23 protein-coding genes are annotated in these 21,550 nt (G+C 63.0%); 1 reads left to right on the plus strand and 22 read right to left on the minus strand.

Features of this window, described 5'->3' with window-relative positions; translation table 11 throughout:
* Positions 1–122 precede the first annotated feature (122 nt).
* The 15 genes from ACSJJT_RS05210 to ACSJJT_RS05280 all read right to left on the minus strand — a co-directional run bounded on the left by ACSJJT_RS05210 (position 123) and on the right by ACSJJT_RS05280 (position 13,223).
* Entirely contained in the window at positions 123–1,589 is a 1,467-nt protein-coding gene (locus ACSJJT_RS05210; protein WP_252908266.1) for a hypothetical protein, read from the minus strand.
* Between the two features lie 107 nt (positions 1,590–1,696).
* A complete protein-coding gene (locus tag ACSJJT_RS05215) occupies positions 1,697–2,173 on the minus strand; it encodes a hypothetical protein (protein ID WP_435917396.1) in 477 nt (158 codons plus the stop codon).
* A 170-nt stretch (positions 2,174–2,343) separates the two neighbouring features.
* Positions 2,344–3,444, minus strand: a complete 1,101-nt coding sequence (locus ACSJJT_RS05220) for an OmpA family protein (protein ID WP_435917289.1) — start codon at positions 3,442–3,444, stop codon at positions 2,344–2,346.
* A gap of 148 nt (positions 3,445–3,592) precedes the next feature.
* Positions 3,593–4,210, minus strand: coding sequence for a pilus assembly protein TadG-related protein (locus ACSJJT_RS05225; RefSeq protein ID WP_435917290.1), 618 nt, complete (start codon positions 4,208–4,210; stop codon positions 3,593–3,595).
* A 143-nt stretch (positions 4,211–4,353) separates the two neighbouring features.
* Positions 4,354–4,575 (minus strand): hypothetical protein, encoded by a 222-nt coding sequence (locus tag ACSJJT_RS05230; protein ID WP_435917291.1) that lies wholly within the window; start codon positions 4,573–4,575, stop codon positions 4,354–4,356.
* Between the two features lie 159 nt (positions 4,576–4,734).
* Complete coding sequence (locus ACSJJT_RS05235) at positions 4,735–5,421, minus strand: response regulator (RefSeq protein WP_435917292.1); 687 nt, start codon at positions 5,419–5,421, stop codon at positions 4,735–4,737.
* On the minus strand, positions 5,414–6,580 hold the full coding sequence (locus tag ACSJJT_RS05240) for a sensor histidine kinase (RefSeq protein WP_435917397.1): 1,167 nt from the start codon (positions 6,578–6,580) through the stop codon (positions 5,414–5,416). The genes ACSJJT_RS05235 and ACSJJT_RS05240 overlap by 8 nt, the downstream gene beginning before the upstream one ends.
* Positions 6,581–6,585: 5 nt before the next feature.
* The gene (locus ACSJJT_RS05245; RefSeq protein ID WP_252908260.1) at positions 6,586–7,491 is read right to left on the minus strand and encodes a type II secretion system F family protein; all 906 of its coding nucleotides are present in this window, start codon (positions 7,489–7,491) and stop codon (positions 6,586–6,588) included.
* On the minus strand, positions 7,488–8,411 hold the full coding sequence (locus tag ACSJJT_RS05250) for a type II secretion system F family protein (protein WP_435917294.1): 924 nt from the start codon (positions 8,409–8,411) through the stop codon (positions 7,488–7,490). Before ACSJJT_RS05250 ends, ACSJJT_RS05245 begins: the two co-directional genes overlap by 4 nt.
* On the minus strand, positions 8,408–9,721 hold the full coding sequence (locus ACSJJT_RS05255) for a TadA family conjugal transfer-associated ATPase (protein WP_435917295.1): 1,314 nt from the start codon (positions 9,719–9,721) through the stop codon (positions 8,408–8,410). The genes ACSJJT_RS05250 and ACSJJT_RS05255 overlap by 4 nt, the downstream gene beginning before the upstream one ends.
* Complete coding sequence (locus ACSJJT_RS05260) at positions 9,718–10,080, minus strand: TadE/TadG family type IV pilus assembly protein (protein ID WP_252908257.1); 363 nt, start codon at positions 10,078–10,080, stop codon at positions 9,718–9,720. Before ACSJJT_RS05260 ends, ACSJJT_RS05255 begins: the two co-directional genes overlap by 4 nt.
* A complete protein-coding gene (locus ACSJJT_RS05265) occupies positions 10,077–10,454 on the minus strand; it encodes a hypothetical protein (protein WP_252908256.1) in 378 nt (125 codons plus the stop codon). Before ACSJJT_RS05265 ends, ACSJJT_RS05260 begins: the two co-directional genes overlap by 4 nt.
* Positions 10,451–11,728, minus strand: coding sequence for a CpaE/TadZ family protein (locus ACSJJT_RS05270; RefSeq protein ID WP_252908255.1), 1,278 nt, complete (start codon positions 11,726–11,728; stop codon positions 10,451–10,453). The genes ACSJJT_RS05265 and ACSJJT_RS05270 overlap by 4 nt, the downstream gene beginning before the upstream one ends.
* Positions 11,725–12,453, minus strand: coding sequence for a Flp pilus assembly protein CpaB (cpaB, locus tag ACSJJT_RS05275; RefSeq protein ID WP_252908254.1), 729 nt, complete (start codon positions 12,451–12,453; stop codon positions 11,725–11,727). Before cpaB ends, ACSJJT_RS05270 begins: the two co-directional genes overlap by 4 nt.
* Positions 12,450–13,223, minus strand: a complete 774-nt coding sequence (locus ACSJJT_RS05280) for a hypothetical protein (protein ID WP_435917296.1) — start codon at positions 13,221–13,223, stop codon at positions 12,450–12,452. The genes cpaB and ACSJJT_RS05280 overlap by 4 nt, the downstream gene beginning before the upstream one ends.
* A gap of 246 nt (positions 13,224–13,469) precedes the next feature.
* Between ACSJJT_RS05280 and ACSJJT_RS05285 the strand changes: the two genes are divergently transcribed.
* On the plus strand, positions 13,470–14,051 hold the full coding sequence (locus tag ACSJJT_RS05285) for a hypothetical protein (protein ID WP_252908252.1): 582 nt from the start codon (positions 13,470–13,472) through the stop codon (positions 14,049–14,051).
* Between the two features lie 79 nt (positions 14,052–14,130).
* On the opposite strand, the gene ACSJJT_RS05290 is transcribed toward ACSJJT_RS05285, so the two are convergent.
* From ACSJJT_RS05290 to dacB, 7 genes are all read right to left on the minus strand, one after another.
* On the minus strand, positions 14,131–14,805 hold the full coding sequence (locus ACSJJT_RS05290; RefSeq protein WP_435917297.1) for a prepilin peptidase: 675 nt from the start codon (positions 14,803–14,805) through the stop codon (positions 14,131–14,133).
* 90 nt (positions 14,806–14,895) lie between these two features.
* Complete coding sequence (gene folE, locus ACSJJT_RS05295; protein ID WP_435917398.1) at positions 14,896–15,468, minus strand: GTP cyclohydrolase I FolE; 573 nt, start codon at positions 15,466–15,468, stop codon at positions 14,896–14,898.
* 55 nt (positions 15,469–15,523) lie between these two features.
* Positions 15,524–16,288, minus strand: a complete 765-nt coding sequence (locus ACSJJT_RS05300; RefSeq protein ID WP_435917298.1) for a DUF6498-containing protein — start codon at positions 16,286–16,288, stop codon at positions 15,524–15,526.
* 57 nt (positions 16,289–16,345) lie between these two features.
* Positions 16,346–18,508 carry an ATP-dependent zinc metalloprotease FtsH gene (ftsH, locus tag ACSJJT_RS05305; protein WP_435917299.1) on the minus strand — a complete coding sequence of 721 codons (2,163 nt, stop codon included), beginning with the start codon at positions 18,506–18,508 and terminating at the stop codon, positions 16,346–16,348.
* A 141-nt stretch (positions 18,509–18,649) separates the two neighbouring features.
* Complete coding sequence (hpt, locus tag ACSJJT_RS05310) at positions 18,650–19,204, minus strand: hypoxanthine phosphoribosyltransferase (protein ID WP_435917300.1); 555 nt, start codon at positions 19,202–19,204, stop codon at positions 18,650–18,652.
* A 27-nt stretch (positions 19,205–19,231) separates the two neighbouring features.
* Positions 19,232–20,167, minus strand: a complete 936-nt coding sequence (gene tilS / locus ACSJJT_RS05315) for a tRNA lysidine(34) synthetase TilS (protein ID WP_435917301.1) — start codon at positions 20,165–20,167, stop codon at positions 19,232–19,234.
* The gene (dacB, locus tag ACSJJT_RS05320) at positions 20,167–21,540 is read right to left on the minus strand and encodes a D-alanyl-D-alanine carboxypeptidase/D-alanyl-D-alanine endopeptidase (RefSeq protein WP_435917399.1); all 1,374 of its coding nucleotides are present in this window, start codon (positions 21,538–21,540) and stop codon (positions 20,167–20,169) included. Before dacB ends, tilS begins: the two co-directional genes overlap by 1 nt.
* Between the last annotated feature and the right edge of the window lie 10 nt (positions 21,541–21,550).

The following is a 21,550-nucleotide window of genomic DNA, read 5'->3' on the forward strand; positions in this document are numbered from 1 at the left end:
TCGAACACCCAACGAGACCGGCGCCAACAATGGTCAGCCCACCCAAAGCACCCCCAGCAAGAACACTACGGCGAGACATGACGTCACCAGCGGTCATCTTCATAGTCCTCGTGTTCCTTCACTCACTTACAACCAACGACCGGATGAGACACTCGTTGGCCATTCTCCAAGGAATAATATTTCTGACCCATCGACACTGACGACGTAGTGTCGTCTCTGCTACCGCCCGAGGCAATGATCAGCTTGACGCTGTGGTCATCGGACGAACTGCTCTCCGTGGTCGTCTGAGAGTCAAACTGGGCATCCTCGGAGTCGCGGAGGAACTTCGCGAAGCCGTCGCTGGGGTGGGCATCGAGCGGGTGGATGCTTGACGCCTTCCAGAGCAAGCCAACTACGTCCACGGGGTTGCTGGAGATACCGTTACCGCCGAGCCACTTGGTAACCTCGGCACGGTTGCTGTCGTTGACGGCGAGCCGGTAGGTCGTCGTTGTACGATCCATTCCGTTCACACCAGACTTGAGGGCAAACTTGGGGTCGGGACGCTTCTTGTCGGCCGCATGACGAGGCTTGTAGTCAGGATCCGAAGAACCCTTGGCCGCCTTGCCAGCTGAATGTTTGGGTTTGTACTTGCCCTTGCCAGTACTGCCCTCACCCACGTCGAGGCCAAAGCCGCTGCCTCCGGCCTCACTCTGGGTGATGACGAGTTCGGTGATCTTGCCCGACTTGTCCTTGGTCACCGAGACGGAAGTCTTGCCATCCTTCTGACCGTTAGCATTGGCCGACAGGTGGGGCCCCGAGCCCGGGGTATTGACGGTGGCGTTACCCTTGAGCGCCCCGACGGTCTCGACCTTCGTCGTCTTCGCCCCCGTCCGCTTGTCTTCCTTGCTGGTGTACAACACCTTACCGTCGGCTTTCCCATCGAGTCCGGCAGCCGTCGACTTATGGGCGCCACCGCCGAGGTTGAGCCCACCGTCGAGCTCGCCACCCAGGCCATACTCCCACACCTTGGAGGTCGCAGTGTGCCTGGCGCCCTCCAACTTCGGCTCCCCACCCCCAGACTTTTCCAAGGCCCTTTCCTCGACGTACCGCCTGAAGTCAGCCACATGAGCCTGCGCGGCAGAAAGGCTGTCGTAGTGGAAGACCTCGCCCTTCTGATACTTGCCCGACCCAGTAAGCGAGACATCCGCACCGACCTTCCCGTTTCCGCCGAGCCCCCAATCGGCACCGACCTCTCCCTTGCCGGAGCGGTACAGCTCGACATCGACGGTGCCATTGCTGTACCGGATAAACCGGTATCCGAAAGTATCCTCGCCGCCAGCGTTAACAACTTTGAAACTGCCCTTGGCAAACCACGTATTGGACTCGGTCGAGCTGTTGATCGTGCACACCTTGGGTGGGGTCTGGGCCGGCGGCTTGGCGGGGGCGCTGCACGACCCTTCCCCAGAAATGGCCACGAGGGCCTGGCACACCTTGTACCGCACCCATTCAGGTTTGATGCTGACGGCCACGGCCCCGGCGAACAACGCGGCGACAAGAAGCATCGCCACATACTCCATCGACGCGGCACCCCGCTCATTCTTGGCCCACATCGGTCTTCCTCTCGACGGTGTCGCGAACCGGTAATGAGCCTAGGAACACACCACCCCGGACACCTGAGTCCGTGGCCCCAAATGTGGGCCCAGAAGACAGAGCACGTTCAGCGGGTCACCGGGATATCGGGGGACGTCTTCGCCGATCCGACCGTAACCTTGACTTTCTTCACTGAGTCGGGCAACGGCGGGTAGGCCGCCTCCATGACGTAAACCCCATCTGGACCCACCTCTGGCGAGTCAGTCCCAATAACGAACCTCTTCTTGTATCCGGCAGGGTAGGAGTCGACCGAGTACTTCACACCCCCGGCGGTGTCGATCAGGGAGGGGTAGCCCTCCGGGTTGACGAAAGACATGGCTAAGGAGCTCATGTCGTTCGAGGTGAGCCAGAAGGTGAGGACGGTGCCCGTGGCACTGGCTTTGACCGAGGCAACGTGAAGTGTAGCTTGCTGCGTTTCATAGAGATAGGGGTGGAAGGGGATCGTGGCCACTTCCTTGGGAAGAGGCCCGCCGGCATCCTTGACCTTTCCCATGACCTGCTGGGCGGCCGCCGACTCCCGGGACGCCACCTCAGCCGAGCTCATGACACTCGGTGTCACAGAAGAACTCATACCCGACGTCGTAACAGCCGTGGAAGGAGTCGTAACAGACACCGACGGCCTCGGGGTCTCCGACCCAGTAGGCTTGTCAGAACCTCCACAGGCACTCAGAGCCAAAACAGCGGCAAGGCCGATAGCGACACAACGCCCTTTCATCATCTCTCCTTGACGGTGATCGTCACCCGACGGTTGAGACGCCGCCCAGCCTCAGAGTCATTACTAGCCACCGGATCAGCCTCACCCTTACCAGCCGTCACCAACGTGACCCCCTTCGGCAACTGAGGCCCCAACACCTTGGCCACCGACCCCGCACGACGCCGCGAAAGATCAAGATTATGCTCAGCGGCACCCTCACTACTGGTATACCCAGTGACCTCAACCTTCCCCGTCGCCTTGGCCGCCACAAGATCCTTGGCCGCCCGATTGATGACAGCACGCCCAGCAGGCTTGACGACGTCGGAATCATGATCAAACAACACCGACGAATCCAAATCGATGTTCGTAGTGTCCCCCATCACCCGCTTACGCTTGGCATCGGAGACCTCCCCCGTCGTGATGATGAGCGGGTTGACATAAGAAGCCACATCAACATCCGACAAAACGCTTGGATCCAAGGCAGGCCAAGCCGCCCCCAAAGGAAGGCCGTCAAGCCACTGGTCCTTCGCGGTCTCCTCGTCGATGGTGGGGGTAAGCGGACCATCCTCAACCGGCACATCATGAAAGAGGCGGTTACCGACCGCGACATCGACCCGCTGAACATCAGACGGCACCCGAGGAGTACTGAACCAGCCAACCGTCGCGTGCCCAGGCTGGGTGTACCCCAGGGACCCTGAGTTCCACCACTCTTGGACACACATCTTGCAGCCCGGGGGGTCCACGATCGTGCGGTAGAACTTGTGATTGCGGACGTCAAGGATGCCGCCATCGGCTTCCAGAATCCCGCTGTAACGCGGGGTGCCGGGCACGCCGACCAAGTAGCCCCCATCAATCGGCCCGGACGCCGACGAGTCGACGGTCAGCGAGTAATAAACGACAGTCGCCTGAGGCAGACGCCGCACAGCATGCAACGCCAGCACCACCGAGCCCGGCTTCGCAGCCCGACGCTTCTCAACGTCCCCATGGCTCACAGCCACTGCACCGATGATCGGCACCTGCCCTGGCGTCGCGTCGTCGGCTTGTGCCGGCACCACCGCCGAAACCACCGCCATAGTGAGCCCGCAGAGGAGCCCACTGGCTCTAACGTTCAACTTACGCATAATAATGACCCTACGATAGAGGCCGGGTCACGTCCACAGCCCACCAGAATAGGCAGCCCTCGCGCAGAGAACCGTTGCGGTGATACCCGGCCAACTTCCATTAACCATCGGCCCTACGACGCGAACCGACGCCCACAAACATGTCGACTCACTTGACCAGGGACGCCTTGTCATCGCCGACAAGAAGGGTCTTGATCTGCTCAGGAGGCGTCGTCACGGTGATCTTCCCGAACCCGTCCATCACGATGTCTATCGACTTTCCATTGCACACCATATGTCCGTTTGCCGAAGGCGAGAATGTCTCTCCCTCCTTCGGTTCCGCTGGTTCCATGTCGATACTGCAACCGAAACCGAAGGCGAATCGAGAATCGGCGACAGCATGCCCTTCGTTGTGTTGACCGTTGGTTTGCACATCACGGCTTCGGACCGACACCGTGATCAAACCGTTCTCCGGTGTGTACTGATAGGAAATGACATCCGAGCCATTTCGCTGCGCAAAGGAAATGGCCGAATCCGCTCCAGCGTCGCCAACCGGCGCGTCGAGCCCACCAGACTTCGCGTACGCGTCGACGATCTCCGGAAGCATGTCCTGCACCTTCTGCGCTCCGGCAAGGGCAGCCGCGTCCGCCGAAGAGTCCAGACCGGTACGTTCGGTCCCCGCAGTGGCAAACCGCGGGATTGCCAGCACCGCCACCATGATGATGACGAAAGTGAACACCGCCAGCAGCGCCGTGCTGGCCTGCCCATCGTCGCGTCTCCAGTTCATCGGCCTACCTCCCCGCTGTGGGTTGACTTCGGATCACCCGAGGCATGGCGACGCGGTGGACGCCATATGCATCCACCGCGCCACACCACAGTCGGGACATCATGCTACGGTGTCGTTCCGACTGGTTTGCGTCATCTCCAAGATCACGGGTGGATATTACCGATGACGTCGGTGGCGGTCTTAACCCATTTCCCGACAGTGCCCGGATTGATGGCCGCGTGGACGGCGCCCACGATGACGGCGCCGATGAGCAGCATGCCAACATACTCGAGGGCGCTGGCACCGCGCTCCTGACGAAGCTTGTCGGCGATCGACTTCATGGCGAGCTGCGTGCGGACGGTGGTGGCGAGAACCAGATCGTTCATGATGGTTTCCTCTCCCTGTGGTGTGATGTTCCTCCGAGGTGTCCGAGAGAAGGCATCTGGTGAAATCCCTCCCTCACCTGACATGGAAAAACCTACGGATTCTCACCAGCCCATCACAGGGTCCCAAGGCCCAACTATGTGCCCATGTTGAGCCCACTGTCAGGGGAGTCCGTGAGGGCCCGAACCGTGGAGCCACAGCACTATGGCCTGGGCCCGTGTCGTCACCCCGAGGGTCGCGAAGATCTGATTGATGTGGTTCTTCACCGTCTTTTCAGCCAGGAACAGCGTCTTGCTGATCTCCTTGTTCGACTTGCCGTCGGCGATGAGCTCCATGACCTCGACCTGCCGACTGCTAAGGCCCATGGTCGTCTTGCGGGGGAGAACGGGCTCCCCCGCAACCGACCCCTCCCCTGTCCGCGCAGCAGGCCCTTTTTCGGCCAAGGTCTTCATCACCGGTGCAGTCAAGGTCATGGCTCCAGCCCTGGCACTGCGGATCATGTGGCCCAGGGACTGGGCGTCGAAGGCGCCATGGACAAGGTACCCGACAGCGCCCTCGGCCAGGGCGCGACGAATCGACTCCGAATCGTCGGTGAAGGTCGTCATGATGACCGTCGACCCGGCAGCAAGCTGCGGCAGGACTGACAGGCCGTCACGACGCGGCATCCGAATGTCACGCAAGATGACGTTCGGTTTGAGTTCTTCGGCCAGGCGCAACGCCTCATCACCATCGGCCGCCTCACCGACGACCTCAAGAGCGCCGTCCTGCTCGAGCAGCGTACGCAGCCCCACACGCATGACCGCAGAATCGTCGACCACCATGACTGTGGTCACTTCGGGCTCACTCACGTTCCTCCCAAAGCTTATCCTGGACAACCATCGTCACCGTCGTCCCCTCTCCGACCTCACTCGAGACCTCGGCCCTTCCCCCAACACGTAACAAACGACGCTGGATATCGAGCACGCCTTGGTGACCAGCACGCTGACAGGCGCGCAACTCCGGCTCCGAGAACCCCTTACCCGTGTCCCGAACGACGACGCTCAGGGTTGGCCCTTCCTTGCTGGCAACGACCGACACGTCGCAAGGACCAGCATGTTGGGCGATGTTGTCGAGGGCCTCGCTGATCGCGGCCAATACCTCAAACTGCACATCCTGGCGCTCGAGGACCATGTCCTTGTCGATGCTGAGACGGACGTGACGATCTTCGGCACACTGCCAGGCACTTACCAGACCGATGACGGCTTCTCCGAAAACGAGCTCGGTGGAATCCTCGCGCAACCCAGACATCACGCAACGCAGTTCGGAGACGGCTTGCGCACTCATCTGATGCGCCTGCTTGGCGACCATGATGGCTCGCGACGGATCGGACTCCACGGCGTCAGGGATGACCGAAGTCGTGAGAGCCACACTCTGTATCGTCTTGGCCAGCTTGTCGTGCAACTCAGTGGCGAGCTTGGCGCGTTCTTCGGCCGCTGTGGTGGCGATGATGCTGGCTTGCAGAACCTTGTGACTACGTTGTTCGTTATCAGCAGCCTTGCGCACCACAAGACCGAGGAACCACATCGCCATGAGCATGAATGACATGATGAGCCCGGTTGACCCGTCCTGCCCTGATCTCGTCCTCCACCCGAGGAAATACAGGACGAGGAGAAGCACCATCGTGACGAGCCCACCGACACGATCCACCCAGACGCCGACGAGGAAGGCCGTCGTCAGCACCGTCAGCTGCAACGCCCCCGCCGCCCCAGCCACGACGACGAAGCCGACGACGACAGTCAAGTCGACCAGCGTCAACAACGGGTGGGCCTCCAGGAGCGACAAGGACTCGGGGGAACGCACCTCAAAGATCGACAGCACCACAATGGCGACAACGGCCGCGATCTGGAGAATGGACAGGTTCCTGCCAAAGGGGCAGAGCAGGGCGATGAACACCGCGACGAGCCGCAGCGAAAGCGCCGCCCGGGTGAGCTCATGGAGCTGGGAGCCACCTATCCCGGGCCGGGGCATAGCGCTCACTTGAACAACCCCGAAATCTGGTCGAGCATGCCAGTCCCGATGAGCAGGCCACCGATGAGCAGAACGAGGACACCCGGCACCATGACGGTCGTCGTCACCAGTGACACCCGAGGCTCAATCTTCGCCGCCCGCTGGCGGGCAGCCTGGGCCGCAGAGCGTCGCATGTCGGCGGCAATGTGGTTGAGGGTGTCGACGAGTGGCGCACCGAGTTCTTCTGACTGCACATAAGCCGAGACGAATTCGTCCACCGCTGCCGAGCCCGTCCGGTCGCGCAGGGCGGTGAAGGCCTGACGCATGCTCGCGCCATTGTCGATGTGCTGAAGGGTGAGCTGGATCTCTTCGGCGAGTGGGCCACCATAACGCTCCGACACAGTCCGCAAAGCGCGTCGGAAGCCGATACCAGCGGTGACCGTCACCGCCAAGACATCCATGAAGCTCGGTAGGTCGTCATCGATACGCTCCTTACGGCGCTTGACATCACCAGTGAGCTTGCCCAGCGGGAGGATGATCGGGATGAACAGCGCGAGCAGAGCAATGAAACCCATTCCCCGCACCATGAGAACCACCGCTAGGGGAACCACGAGAATCGCCCACTTGAGGATATCGGTGATCACCGTGTCAACGGTCATCCCATCGGGACGTCCAGCGGCGTTGACCTGACGTTGGATCCAGGTGACGGCGCGTTCTGGGAGGGCATTGCGGACAGTCGGCAGCATGGTCAGGGCGAGTGACTCCAAGGGGCCGGCACGACGAGCACTCTCGGTCTTCTTGAGGAGAGCCACCTCGTCGAGGTCCAATGCCTCGGCCGGGTCCGAGGTCGCCAGATAGATGCCTCGTATGGCAAGAACGACAGCTCCCAGGGCAACGAAGCCTGGGATGAGACCAAACAGGATCGAGTTCACAACTTCACCTTCGTCATCTGGCGGATGATGACGAACCCCACCGCGAACAATGACAGGCCCGCGATGAGGCAGATCCGCCCCACCATCGACTTCGTCATGAGCTCGACAGTGCCGGGGCTCAGGAAATTGAGCGCAACAAGTAGGCCCAGTCCGATGATAATGATGAGATAAGCCGTGGACAAAGCCTGCGACAGGATCGTCGTCACCTCGCGACGAGTCTCCTTGCGCTCCTCGAGAGAGTCAGCGATGCCACGCAGGGCCGTCACCAGCGAGCCACCACTACGGGCCGACACCACCAAGGTCGACATGAGGACCGACACCTCACGCGAGCGCATGTGGGAGGAGAGCTCATCGAGGGCCGCTTGCAGTGGGGCACCGAACCTGAGTCGGTTCTCGACCGCGGCGAACTCGCTCCGGGCTGGCTCTCCGAGTTCTTCAGACACCATCGCAATAGCAGTCGGCAGCGACAAACCAGCATGGCTGGCGTTGGCCAGGAGACGGGCGAGCTCCGGAAGCTGGTCGACGAACCTCGCCGTGCGCCGCTGCTGTGCTCGTCGGACGAACTCCCACAACCCGGCCAGCCCCAGCACGACACCGAGGACTGCCAGGGCCGGGGCCAGGATCTGGTAGAAGACCACCGTAACAAGAATCGAGACGGCCACCGTGATGAGAGCCACAGCGGCAGGCGGCTGGGTGATGCCACCGGCCTCGAGCTCGCGCGCCAGCCATCGGCCCGGTCGGGTCTGCACGAACCGGGCGTTGAGATCACCGAAGGCGGTCTTTGGACGCAACCCGACGAAGGCTGCGCCTCTGACGGCACGTCGACGTTGGGACCGGACCCACCAAAAGTCGCGCAGAGCAAACAGAATGAGCCCAGCGATGGTACCGGCCTCGAGCAACAACAACCAGAACCAGATCATGCGGCCTCCTGGTGATCGAGGCCCACCCCGGCCGCAGCCAGTCGGGCAGCAAGAGCGTCCGGAATCTCGCAGGTGCGGAAGGCGCCGTCCCCCGGGTTGGACGGCGAAGGTACCCACTCCATGATCGGCTGGAGTCTGAAAGGTTCCTGACGACGGCTCGACACATAGGCGACGGTCGTCACCCGGCGGGCGCCGTCACTGGTGCGCTGCAGCTGCACAATGACATCAATGGCCGAGTTCACCTGGTCGTGGAGGGCTTGGAAAGGCATGCCGACGTCACTCATCGAGGCCAAGGTCTCCAGCCTGACCAGAGCGTCGTCAGGGGAATTGGCATGCACGGTCGTCAGTGACCCCTCGTGGCCGGTGTTCATGGCCTGGAGCATGTCGAGAGCCTCTCCCCCACGGCACTCACCGACGATGATTCGATCCGGTCGCATACGTAGCGAGTTGCGCACCAGGTCACGAATCGTCACCTGACCGCCACCCTCAACGTTGGGCGGCCGAGTCTCGAGTCGGATGGTGTGAGGCTGGTCCAAGGTGAGCTCTGCGGCGTCCTCGATGGTGACGATCCGCTCAGACGGATCAATGAAACTTGAGAGGGCATTGAGCAGGGTTGTCTTGCCCGAGCCGGTGCCCCCCGAGACGATGACGTTGAGTCTGGCTTGGACGAAAGACCGCAGCAACTGCGCGGTAGCTAGGTCGAGGGAGTTTTTCTCGACCATCGCCTCGAGGCTGAGAGCCTGGGGGAACAGTCGAATGGTCACCGTCGGACCGTTGAGGGCCAGCGGCGGCAAAACGACGTTGACTCGAGCGCCGCGAGGCATGCGGGGATCGGGTGGTAGGCGGGCGTCAACCATCGGACTGGACTCATCAACGCGACGGTTGACGGTGGAGACGATCCGGTCGATGGACTGCATGAGCTGGTCCTCGGAACTGAAGGCAGTGGGCCACAACTCAAGCCTGCCAGCCCGCTCGACGTAGATCGTCTGGTGTCCGTTGATCATGATCTCGCTGACGCTCGGGTCGGAGAGGATCGGTTCGAGCACACCCAGGCCCACAGCCTCATCCACGACTCGGCGCACAAGTTGGTTGCGCTGCGAGGTGGAAAGAATGACCCCTTCGCGGGAGACGAGGTGCGCGATGACCCGCTCCAGGCGGACCTTGCGCTGAGCGGTGTCGAGTTTTGACAGTTCGCCCAGATCGACCTCCTCAAGCAGGAGGCGCCGAAACACCGAGACCAGCGACTCCCTCTGCTCATCGGACTCCGCCGTGTGCGGGCGGGCGTCCTCGAAGGCTGCATACGATCTCATGGCCGCAACCTCGGCATCTCCGCCGCGCGGGTCACCGTCCCGACCTGGAACCCGATAAGGGAAGGGATGCGCACGGTGAGGCTCACCCGGCGGCTGTCACTACCACCGACCGACATCGACTCGACGTGAAGACCCCCAGTGAGAGAATTCTGCGCGGCTGAGGTCGGGTCCTCGTGGAGAGTCGCAGCTCGCGCAGCATCCCGGGCAGCATGGGTGGTCTCGACTGAGGTCCAGCCGACCAGGCCGAGCTGAACGGCGGCAACAGCGACAAGGAGGAACGACGGCAGGAGCCCGATAACCTCGATGGCGGCACCACCTTTGTCATCCTCCCACACCCTGCGGTTCAATCGGTTACTCATCGAGGCTCCTCTACGACACTCTTCGATGCCTCTACGACGTGCATGGCACCCCACACGCCGGTGAGAGACCCAGGCACCCTGAGTTTGACGGTGATGGAACTTCCGCCACTAACGCTGACGTCGTCGAAAGGACGAGGCAAAGCGCCGCGAGCCTTGTTAGTGGCCGAGGTCAGGGAACCTGACACGGAATACTCGCGCGAGGCCGCGGCCGCCGCACGGCCCACCATGACATCGGAAACCCCGACGACGAGCATCTGCCAACCCGCCAGCACCACCAATAGGACGATCGGCAGGATGCCGACGTCCTCCAGGGCGACCCCACCGGCGTCATCGCGCCACCAAGAGCCACGCATCGCACTCATCACAGTCGTCATCGTTTGCCCCTGTCCTTGTCTGCTTTCCTTCGGGCCGCACGTCGTGCGGTAGCACTCTGCCGGCCCGTCTCTGATCGAGCTCGCTCACGTCGGCCCGTCACCGCCTCCTCGGCTGGCTCAGGAGACTCGATATCAGCACCAGCCTCGCGGCGCAGAGCCGAGATGAGCCGCCACCAGGACACCTCGGTGAGGGCCCGCGGATCGCGATCGTTCGAGGCAACCTCCAGAGCCCTGGGCATGAACGGCAACATGACGTCCAGCACCTTGGCGACGGTGAGCTTGGCCACGGCCGACGCCGGGAAGACCGACCTCTTGTCGACCTTGTTGACGACCACCTTGAGAGCCGATTCGTCACGCACACCCAGCGATTCCCAGGCTGCCGCGCGCTTACGGAAGGCCCTCATGACCAAGGCGTCGGGGGTGGTGACGACGACCATCTCGTCGGCCATCTGGGCCACCGCCGCCTGGCCGGGCGAAACATGGCCGCCGGCGTCGACGATGACCAAAGGGAACTCAAAACGCAGCAGATCCAGCACGGCACGAATGGCCTCGGGTGTGATGTAGTCGGACTCACGCACGTCGCTGGGCGCGAGCATGACGTGGATGCCACTCTCGTGCTGGATGACGGCATCGGCCACGGTCGACGCCGAGAGGTCGGAGGAGACCTTGGCGATATCGGCGATGGACACCGACTGACGGATGTCGAGCATCGCGGCTACATCCCCCTTCTCCACGTCGGCATCGACCACGCACACCCGCGAGTTCGGGTGAACGCGCAGGAAATCAGCCGCCATGTGAACCGCCAGAGTCGTCGTTCCGACTCCGCCCTTGGCACCGGCGACGCAGACCAAGCGTCCACGCCGACGGGACTGGGCCGCGGTACCTGCAATGACCGTGCGCATCGTCTCGGCGTATTCGAGGGCATTGGCGACGCGCTCCGAAACATCCTCGTAGACGAAAGGCTGGCTGATGACGGCACGGGCACCCGACTCCATGGCGTGCATGGCCGCCGAGTCGGATCGGTGAGTCATGACCTCAACGACGGCGGTCCCGGGATGAGCTGACAGGAACGACCGGCAGACATCCTCGACAGGGTCAGGGCCGGTCTGGTCACCAATGAGGACGAGGTCCGGTGCCGACCGGGCAACGGCCTTCCTCAATTCGATGGTTGTCGCCACGACGTCGGTGACCGCCAGATCGGGCAGCTCCGACAGGAGGGTCTGGAGGTCACCGACGACGTTCCGGTCGGCGTGGCAAATAATTGCGGTGCTCACCTCTTGCCCTCCGGAACGGCCTGGCCACCCAAACTAGAGGCGTCGTACTCGCTATTCTCACCATTGCGGTTGGCCCCAGCATCAGTGGGCAGCGCCACCAGACGAACCTCCTTCGCGAAGGCGGCGGCATAGGTGACGGCCGTCGCGTCATTCGGGGTGAGGGCGAGGGTGACTGGGATGACCTCGGTCTCAGCCAGGCCGCTGCCGGACTGGTTAGTGACATTCATCTTGCCCGCAATGGACACCACGCGGATGTTGCGTGTCAGGACACGAACCGATTTCGGCAGGCCGGGAACGTCAGCGAAGACGGCGTAAATATCGACCCTGTCGCCCGGCTTGACTCGCCCGGCGACTCCAGTCACCGAGTTGACGTTGATGGCGATCTCACGCTCGTCTGGATTGAGATCGGAAGGAGCGATGAGCATGTCGCGGGTGATGACGGTTCCAGGCTCCACACGGAAGCCGATTCGGCGTCCCTTCAAGGCTGACATGCTGACGATTGAGGAATCAGAGGTCCATCGGCGAGGCACCTCGACAGGCTCAAGAAGCGACTCGGACAGCGGGGTGTAAGGGCTGATCGGAGCCTTGGCCCGGTACACGGTCACGCGCGACCCGACCTGACTGTTAACCGAGGACACATACCGCGTCACCGTCAGGAAGGTCGCAATGGCGACGACGACCGCAATGAGCAAGTAGATGAGACCACGACGTTGACGAGGGTTCACGCGACACTCTCCTGATTGAGGACATGGACATGGCACACCGGGCACACCGGGCGCAGGCAATCGGCAGCGCACACTGGGCACCTACCAAACGGTTCACGGACGTCGGTAGGCCAGCCGAGGAGGGCAAACTCTCGACCTCGGCTGCCGTACTCGGCTCGAACGTCAATGACAGGCCGTTCCACCGTGGCCGACTGCAGTGGGCCAACCAGTGGGCAGTCCCCCTCGGTAACCCTCCATGCCTGGAGCCAGTAGTCGGCACTACCGGTCCCGGCCTTAGACTCTCGAGAAAAGTGAACCTCGGGGGTGAACTGGACGACCGATACGCCTCCCCAGGGAAGCAGGGATGCCAGATGGCGCCCAAGCCCGGGGGAAGGGTCATTGAGGCCGGACAGCGAGCGAAGGACCACGCCGGACCTCGAGGTGGTCAAGACACGCTCGAGTTGTTCGATCTTCGCCACTAGCGGTTCACGGCGAGGAGCAACCGCCGAGCAGGCCAGGACTGCAGCCAGGGCCGAAGCGCGATGCGTGACATGCGCCACGGGGACGGCCGATACGGCTCCGCTGGCCAAGGTGGCAGCGAACCGTGCCTGCCGGGCCACGGCCGGACGATACACGAGCGTCACGGAATCGACCGGATAAAACCTCAGCCAAGCGGCGAGCAAGCTCGGGTCATCGGCCCCCATGACAAGAACCGTCGGGTCGTCGCCCCGCCAAGCAGTGAGGCCGCTATGAACCGGGTAGGCCTCCACTACGACGAAGACATCGTTCATAGTCAACTCGCCTCCTTCTCGTGTGATTCGTGTCGGAACGGTCTCTGTCGGTCGAACCAAGCCCAGTGCGAGCCCTTGTCGGGCCAGATCAGCCTCTGGCCTGGGCATACGGGCATGACTCTTCGGCATTCCGGGCCAATTTTAACTGCGGTACGGGTCATTGCCCGATCATTCGTAATACGTGATGTATATGTAGGCCTGTCGGGTATGGTCATGGCGTTCCGGTACCAACGAATAGGACTACAGATGGACCGCCACCTCGCCCCACCCCACCGTCGCGGCTGGCGGCGGATGACCAACTCGCGTCGAACGCAGACAGCCCGGCTCATCCTCACCACCGTCCTCGCGCTGTGCTCGGTCGGGCTGTTGGGACTTGGCATCGCCGCCTGGAGTCTGCCCGAGACGCCAGAGGTGCACGTCACAGCCGGGAAGCCGGTGCAGCTGCATCGCTCCCCACCCCTCTCTGAGGGCCAGGTGATCTTCGTATCCAAGCAGGTGCAGCTCAACGGCACCGGCCCGGACGAGGTCTTGACCTGCACCCTTACCCGAGACTCGTCAACCACATCCATGACGACGCCTGCAGACCCGTCCATCGGTGAGCGTGCCAGACATCGAGATGCCCTTCGCCCGGTGTTGGCCGTCGGCACCACCGACGGCAATGAATCCATGACATGCTCCGGGACGGCAGTCGCGTCAGGGGCGGTGTGGCTGCTGCCGACCCGAGTCGGAGTGCCCTTCCGAGCACTCGTCGTCACCATCGCGGGAATCGGCCTGCTCGGCATGGCGTTGCTAGTCCACTTCGGACGCGTGCTGGCCAAAGAAGGTTGAAAGAGGCATTGCACGGCCGCCGGAAACTCACCCGAGGTTACGGGTGCCACCCGGGCTATCCAGTCAAAGGAAATCACGATCACACCGCCGTCAGCACCGGCAGGCAGAGCACTAGATGCAGGCCCGCGACGAGATGTGGACCAAACGCGAAATCCTGGGAGGCGTCACGGCCGCGCACCACTCGAAGACCCAGCCCCCACACAGTACCGATGAGAGCCGCGGCGAGCACGCCCAGAATGACGTGAACCCACGACACATACCCCGCGAGCAGGCCGATCGACGCGGAGAGCTTGACATCCCCCATGCCCATTCCGCCTTGTCCGATCAGTCCTAGGAGCAGAAAGACCAGGAAGACGACGGCCGCAGCGAGTACAGCCCGCCCCAGCGCCGACCAGGCGCCCGTGACCGCCGCCAGAACGCCCAGAAGGGCCAGAAGAACCACCAGTAGCGGCAAAGTGAGAATGTTGGGGAGACGGTGCACGTCAACGTCGACGACACAGGCCGCGACCATGACTGCGACCGACATCAGCAGAATTGAAAGGAACGCCGGCATCAACCGCCAGGACACGGCGATAAGGGCGCATACCACCGTGGTCCACAACGGAACCCACGCGCGGCGTCGGACCGGTAGACCACACTCGTCGGGTCGCCGGTAGCGCTTCGGGGTCGCCAACGCAAGTACGAGTGCCCCCTCGGTGGCTCCGATAATTGCGCCGATAGATGCGGCAGCCGGCACGCCAAGAGGACTCGACACTGTCCTGATGCTATGTGGACAGCAACTTGTGACGATGGGGCCCAAGACCCAAGTACAGGCCCAAAGCGAGCCAGGATCCTCCCGCGTACGTCAGCGCGTGATCAACCCCATCGCCTCGGCGCGTGTGGCCGGATCACGAAGAATCCCTCTCACCGCCGACGTCACCGTCCTCGACCCCGGTTTGCGCACGCCGCGCATCGTCATGCACATGTGTTCACACTCAACAACAACAATCACCCCACGGGCATTCAGGTGTTGGACCATGGCGTCAGCAACTTGAGTCGTCAACCGCTCCTGGACCTGGGGGCGTCGGGAATACACGTCGACGAGTCGGGCGATCTTGCTCAAACCCGTGACCCGGCCACCCTTAGCCGGGATATAACCCACATGTGCCACACCGATGAACGGCAACAAGTGGTGCTCACAGGTCGACTGCACCTCGATGTCTCGCACCAACACCATCTCGTCGTGGGAGATGTCGAAGGTCGTCGCCAGCAGCTCAGCCGGATCCTGCGTGAGACCCCCGAACAGCTCCTGGGCGGCTTTTGCCACGCGCGACGGAGTCTCGCGCAGCCCCTCCCGGTCGGGGTCCTCTCCGATGGCCAGAAGGAATTCGCGCACCGCAGCCTCGGCCCGAGGCACGTCGACGGGTAACTCTGGCATGGACTCGCTCACCCGCACGATTCTAGGGCAGCGCTCGGCAGGCCCGAGAGCCGTTTCAGAGCGCATCCGCCAGGCTCGACAGCGGCTGCACGCGGTCACGAGCCCGAGTGATCAGCACCTCAACGACGATCTTGGCAGTGACGTAGAGCAAGAGCACCCCGACCGCCACGACATGCAACCTGGCCTCGAAGTTCATGTGTCCCAACCCACCAGAGTGCCCCAGGTGGTCGTCTGCAAGGTTGAGCGCGCCGATAAACAGCCCCCAGGCGACGAGAATGAAGACATGCTGGACCACAACCCGCCAGTTGGCATCCCGAGCGGCCCGCAAGTCCTTGGCACGCCGCACAGCGGGATCACCCAAGAAATCATTGAACGCCTCGACGATATGACGCACAACAGCCAGCACAAAAGGAACACCAGCCGCAGTGATAGTCATTTTCACCCCGACGAATACGGCCAACACGCCAGCAAACACGAGGTGACCGAGGGAGAAGAAAAGATTGGATAACAAGTAGGCGAACGGCGGAGCGGTAGCATCGAGACTCATATTGCCAGCCTGTACAGCCGACGGATCTACCGGGATCGGTAAGCCGGTGCGCCTCGACTCCCGCTGCACACGACCATTGGCCAGCGTCGCGGCAATAACGAACATGACATTCTCGCACCAACCAAGCAAAAGAATGTTGCCCACCGGCCAGTCAAACACGACGACGCCGACCACCGTGAACAGGTTGTACGTGACGATGGCCGCGTAAACCGTCAGGCTGGTGCGACCCCGTGGGGCCTGGTCGGGGTCAAGCGGCAGATTGGTCGACGTCACAGCGGATAGCCTAGAACAACGGCCTGCCGGGCCATTTCCGGCAGGCCGTGACGATCATCAAGACCTCGGTGGCCCCCACGGATTTCCACTCGAGGGCGGCTGAGGACCCTCACCCGGCTGGGTAGGCCCAGGCGTCGGGGGCTGAGGCGGCTTGCCTCCCCCAACACTCGGCGGCTCCCAGTCGGACGGCGGCTGCCACCCACCGGGATTGTCGTCCCCCGGAACATCCCCACCGGGCTCGGGAGTCGGCGGAGCAATGACACCACGACGCCCGGCACCCACCTGGGGAGCATCCTCGTCCACACCAGCAATCTGCGGCGGCGTGACCGGCGGGATGGACGACGGCACGCGCTTGTCAGAACCGGTGAAGGCGCCGCGCTCGGGCCAACGATTCAGCGGCTTGAAGATCTCGGCGACCTCGGCCTTGCTCAGCGTCTCCTTGGCGAACAGCTGACGGACCAGCTCGTCGAGCACCGCCCGGTTGGCCTCCAGACAGTCAAAAGCCTCCTGGTGGGCGTTCTCAAGCAGGTCACGTACCTCGTCGTCAATGATCTTGGCTGTCTCGTCGGAGTAGTCACGCTGCTGACCAGCAGTCATGCCGAGGAAGGGCTCAGCGTCTCCCGACCCCAGCTGCACCGTGCCGACACGGGCCGACAAGCCGTATTGGGTGACGAGGGCCCGGGCCACCTTGGTGGCCTTCTCAATGTCATTGGAGGCACCCGTCGACGGGTCGTGAAAGATGAGCTCCTCGGCCGCGCGGCCACCAAGCATGTAGGCCATCGAGTCGAGCAACTCACTGCGCGTCTGGGAGTACTTGTCCGAGTCAGGCATGACCATCGTGTAGCCCAGTGCCCGGCCACGTGGCAGGATCGTGATCTTCTGCACCGGGTCGGTACCCGGCATGGCCGCCGCCACCAGGGCGTGTCCACCCTCGTGGTAGGCCGTCACGAGCCTCTCGTGCTCGTTCATGAGACGAGTCCTCTTCTGGGGGCCGGCAATGACGCGGTCAATGGCCTCGTCGAGCTCAGCATTGCCGATCACCGGCAGGTTGGCCCGAGCCGTCAGCAGAGCAGCCTCGTTGAGCACATTGGCCAGGTCAGCACCGGTCATGCCGGGGGTGCGACGGGCGATCGACGCCAGGTCAACGTTGTCGGCCATCGGCTTACCGTGGGCGTGCACCTGGAGGATCTTGAGACGACCGTCGAGATCCGGGGCCTCCACCGCAATCTGACGGTCGAATCGACCGGGACGCAGCAGGGCTGGGTCGAGGACGTCGGGACGGTTCGTGGCAGCGATGAGGATGACTCCACCGTGAACGTCGAAGCCATCCATCTCGACGAGCAACTGGTTCAGGGTCTGCTCACGCTCGTCATGGCCGCCGCCCATGCCAGCACCACGGTGACGACCGACGGCGTCAATCTCGTCGATGAAGATGATGGCTGGGGCGGCTTCCTTGGCCTGCTCGAAGAGGTCACGCACACGGGAGGCACCGACACCGACGAACATCTCGACGAAGTCCGAACCCGAGATCGAGAAGAATGGCACCCCGGCCTCGCCGGCCACGGCACGGGCCAGCAACGTCTTACCAGTGCCAGGCGGGCCGTACAGCAGCACACCTTTGGGGATCTTGGCACCGACCCGCTGGAACTTCGCCGGCTCGGCGAGGAACTCACGGATCTCCTGCAGCTCGTCGATCGCCTCCTGGCAGCCGGCGACGTCAGCGAACGTCGACTTGGGGGTGTCCTTGCTGCCCACCTTGGCCTTGGATTTACCGAACCCCATGACGCCGCCGCGGCCACCCATGCCCTGGGCCGCGTTCATGGCCCACAGGAAGAACAGCAAGATGATGATGAACGGCAAGAAGTTGATGAGCAGAGCCTTCCAGATGCTCTGCCCCGGATTCTCCCCCTGCCACGACTTCAGCGTCTTCGCCCGGACCCGGTCGTCGAGCTTCTCAACGAGTTGGTCGGACTGATTGCCAACCCAGTACGAGCGGTACTTCTTGTCGTCGTTCTCAGTGATCTTGATGACCTGGTCACCGTCAGTCAGCGTGACGTCATCCAGCTTCTTGGAGCTGTTGATGATGCTGACAGCCTCAGAAGTCGGAATGTCCTTGTACCCGTTCCCCGACCCGGCGAACTGCAGGAACACAATGATCAAGCCGATGCACAACAGGATCCAGATCAGAGGACCTTTGAAGATGCGGGACGCGTTTTTCATAGACTACCTAGAGGCATGATGGGTGGAACTCAGAGCGTCACGATACCAGCGCATGACAACATTCAGCCCTTGCTACGTTTCGCGGACAGCTCAGAACAGGAATAAACCACTGGCACGACGTCGCGACGCGGGATCCCGCTCTCAGGACTTGTAGACGTGCGGTGCCAGCGTCGCCACATCCGTGAGATTGCGGTACTTGTCGGCGTAGTCCAAGCCGTATCCGACGACGAACTCGTTGGGGATGTCGAAGCCGACGTACTTGACGTCGAGCGGGCAGGTGACGGCCTCCGGCTTGCGGAACATCGCCATGATCTCAATGGAGTTGGGGTTGCGGCTGCGCAGGTTCTGCACCAGGTAACTCAGCGTCAGGCCGGTGTCGATGATGTCCTCGACGATGAGGATGTCGCGGCCCTCAATGTCTTTGGTGAGGTCCTTGAGGATGCGCACCACGCCGCTGGACCTCGTGCCGGCGCCATAGGACGACACAGCCATCCAGTCCATGGACATGTGGGACTTCATCGCACGGCACAGGTCCGCCATGGTCATGACAGCACCGTTGAGCACGCCAACCATGAGGATCTCCCGCCCGGAATAATCGGCGTCGATCTGGGCAGCAACCTCGCGGATTCGAGAGGCCACCTGCTCCTCGGTGTGAAGAACGTGGTCGAAATCTCCGGGAATGTCAGAAGCTCGCACGGGTCCACCTTACCGATTCCCGATCCGTCACAGGCGCCGGGTGAGGTACAGGGTCCCGCGTCTCACCTCGACGCGACCACCCGGGACGTCGACCCCAGCGCCTCCGGGACCGCCCAGGAGACCCAGCACCGCGTCGACGTGCACCATCGCCGCTTCGGGCAACCACTTCTTGACGACCCGCCGGGCCAACCCGGGTTCCACCTCTCGCAGCCCGGGCAGAACGTCGTCGGTCACCTCGTGGTCTCGTGCCCACTGACCAGCCACACCCGTGAGGATGGCGTCCTCTCCGGCCAACAGGGTCGCGCTGCGGGCCAGGGACTCCGCCACCCCCGGCCCAAGGACTTCCTCGAGAACCGGCATGAGCTCGGTACGCACCCTGGAACGGAGAAACCGGGGCTCACTGTTGTGGGGATCGTGCCAGGGCTCAACACCCCATTCCTGGCAGGCCTGCAGGGTCTGGGCCCGACGCACCGCCAGCAACGGGTGCCAGAACTGGCCTGTCCGTGGCCGGATACCGGCCAGCGACGTCGCCCCGGAGCCACGGGCCAAGGACAGCAAGACCTGCTCAGCCTGATCATCGAGGGTGTGACCGAGCAGAATCGGCGCTTTCCCGGCGACGTTGACCAGCGCTGCTCGGCGCGCGGTTCGCGCTGCTGCCTCCGGGCCGTCAGGGGCATTCGGATCAATCTCGACGCGACGCACACAGGCGTCCATCCCACGGTCGGTCAGCAGGTCTCGAGTGCGCGTTGCCACCTCGTCCGAGCCGTCCTGCAGCTGATGGTCGACGATGACGACCGTCATCTCGACTCCACAACGTCGCGATGCCCACCTCGACCCCAGCACCAGGGCGAGGGAGTCCGGCCCACCAGAACACCCGACGACGAATCGATCGATTCCACGGACCTCTCGCTCGACGGCCTGGGCGATAGTCAGGGCTGCTGGCCCCAGTTCACGTCGTGCCATCAGCGGGTGCAGCCGCACCCGGCCAGATTGCCGTAGACGACGTCGAGCCAGGATCGGGCAGAGCCGTCAGTCTGGTTGATGATGAAGGAGGCAACGAGGATCCGCCCATCGGCGTCACGCAGCCATCCCGACATCGAGATGACCCCTTGCAGGGTGCCAGTCTTGGCGTGGACCACGCCACGAGCTGCTGCCGTGCTCGGCTCGGAGAAACGCGCGTAAAGGGTTCCCGAGACTCGACCGACGGGAACCGCATTGGCCACCGGCTGCAGCTTCGGCGTCACCAGAACCTTCCGCCAGACGTGGGACAGCATGGCCGCCGTGATCTGGTTGCCTCGGGACAGGCCCGATCCGTCCTGAACGACCGCGCCATCCTGCCAGGCCTCCATGTTCTTGAGATGCTCCTCGAGGGCCTGGGAAGCACCGGCAAAGGACCCCGGCTTCCCGCTCGCGAGGGCCATCTGACGGCTCAGCACCTCGGCGGCGGAGTTGTCTGACTCCTCCAGGGTGCGGGTCACGAGGTCTTCCACAGGTATCGACTGCACCGCGGCAATCTGTGTGTCGGACTCGCCCGCCTTGTGCCGGACCACCGATCCCGTGACCTTGATCCCGGCGCTGCGCAGCTGCCCAACGAAGGTGTTCGTCGCCAGATCCGCAGGAGTCCTGCTTCGATTCCACCGGTCGTTGTTGACCATTCCTTCGTCAACCCACAGTGAGGTAATCGGGGTGACCTCATCGGCGTAGTTGGCGATCGGCCACGCGCTGTTCCAGGCGGGACCGGAGAACAGCGTGTCGTCAAAACTGACGGTGACCGACGTCGTGCCAGCCTTCTTGAGGGCCGCCGCCGTGCGTTTGGCGAGCTGTTCCATCGACGGGTACTCAGGATGTTCGGCGGACGCCGTGGAACGCAAGTAGGGATCGCCACCGCCGACCAGGGTCACTGCCGACCCGTCAGTGACAACCTTCGTCGTGTAACGGTGCCCGGCATCCGTGCAATCAAGCAGCGCAACCGCGGTCATCACCTTGAGGTTCGACGCAGGAGTCATCAGGGTGGTCTGCCCTGATTGATAGAGGGTTTCACCAGTCGCCGCATCCATGATGTCGGCACCCATCACGCCCGGGGCCGCACCGGCAGCCTTCACACGAGCGGCGACGCTTGCGGCCAGCGGCTTGGCTGACGGAGTTGTCGGGGCCACCGCAGCGACAACCCCACGACCGGGCTGCACCGCAGGCGCGGTGTTCCCGTGACGGCGAGGCAACAGTCCGCGCTCCGCCTCGTTCGTTGACGTCCCAGTTCGTAGCGAACTGACGACCACCGCAATCACGACGATGACGATCACGGCGACCCCGACTACGACTGGAACCCATGCCGGCACACGACGTCGT

The organism is Cutibacterium nasicola (assembly GCF_051303185.1).
Lineage (GTDB): Bacteria > Actinomycetota > Actinomycetes > Propionibacteriales > Propionibacteriaceae > Cutibacterium.

Coding starts and splice junctions, on each gene's coding strand:
- ACSJJT_RS05265 (WP_252908256.1), bottom strand. CDS start 10,454: ATGACGACTGTGATGAGTGCGATGCGTGGCTCTTGGTGGCGCGATGAC.
- ACSJJT_RS05240 (WP_435917397.1), bottom strand. CDS start 6,580: ATGCCCCGGCCCGGGATAGGTGGCTCCCAGCTCCATGAGCTCACCCGG.
- ACSJJT_RS05230 (WP_435917291.1), bottom strand. CDS start 4,575: ATGAACGATCTGGTTCTCGCCACCACCGTCCGCACGCAGCTCGCCATG.
- ACSJJT_RS05285 (WP_252908252.1), top strand. CDS start 13,470: ATGGACCGCCACCTCGCCCCACCCCACCGTCGCGGCTGGCGGCGGATG.
- ACSJJT_RS05225 (WP_435917290.1), bottom strand. CDS start 4,210: ATGAACTGGAGACGCGACGATGGGCAGGCCAGCACGGCGCTGCTGGCG.
- ACSJJT_RS05215 (WP_435917396.1), bottom strand. CDS start 2,173: ATGAGCTCGGCTGAGGTGGCGTCCCGGGAGTCGGCGGCCGCCCAGCAG.
- ACSJJT_RS05280 (WP_435917296.1), bottom strand. CDS start 13,223: ATGAACGATGTCTTCGTCGTAGTGGAGGCCTACCCGGTTCATAGCGGC.
- ftsH (WP_435917299.1), bottom strand. CDS start 18,508: ATGAAAAACGCGTCCCGCATCTTCAAAGGTCCTCTGATCTGGATCCTG.
- ACSJJT_RS05250 (WP_435917294.1), bottom strand. CDS start 8,411: ATGATCTGGTTCTGGTTGTTGTTGCTCGAGGCCGGTACCATCGCTGGG.
- ACSJJT_RS05210 (WP_252908266.1), bottom strand. CDS start 1,589: ATGTGGGCCAAGAATGAGCGGGGTGCCGCGTCGATGGAGTATGTGGCG.
- ACSJJT_RS05220 (WP_435917289.1), bottom strand. CDS start 3,444: ATGCGTAAGTTGAACGTTAGAGCCAGTGGGCTCCTCTGCGGGCTCACT.
- ACSJJT_RS05255 (WP_435917295.1), bottom strand. CDS start 9,721: ATGAGATCGTATGCAGCCTTCGAGGACGCCCGCCCGCACACGGCGGAG.
- folE (WP_435917398.1), bottom strand. CDS start 15,468: ATGCCAGAGTTACCCGTCGACGTGCCTCGGGCCGAGGCTGCGGTGCGC.
- tilS (WP_435917301.1), bottom strand. CDS start 20,167: ATGGCACGACGTGAACTGGGGCCAGCAGCCCTGACTATCGCCCAGGCC.
- ACSJJT_RS05260 (WP_252908257.1), bottom strand. CDS start 10,080: ATGAGTAACCGATTGAACCGCAGGGTGTGGGAGGATGACAAAGGTGGT.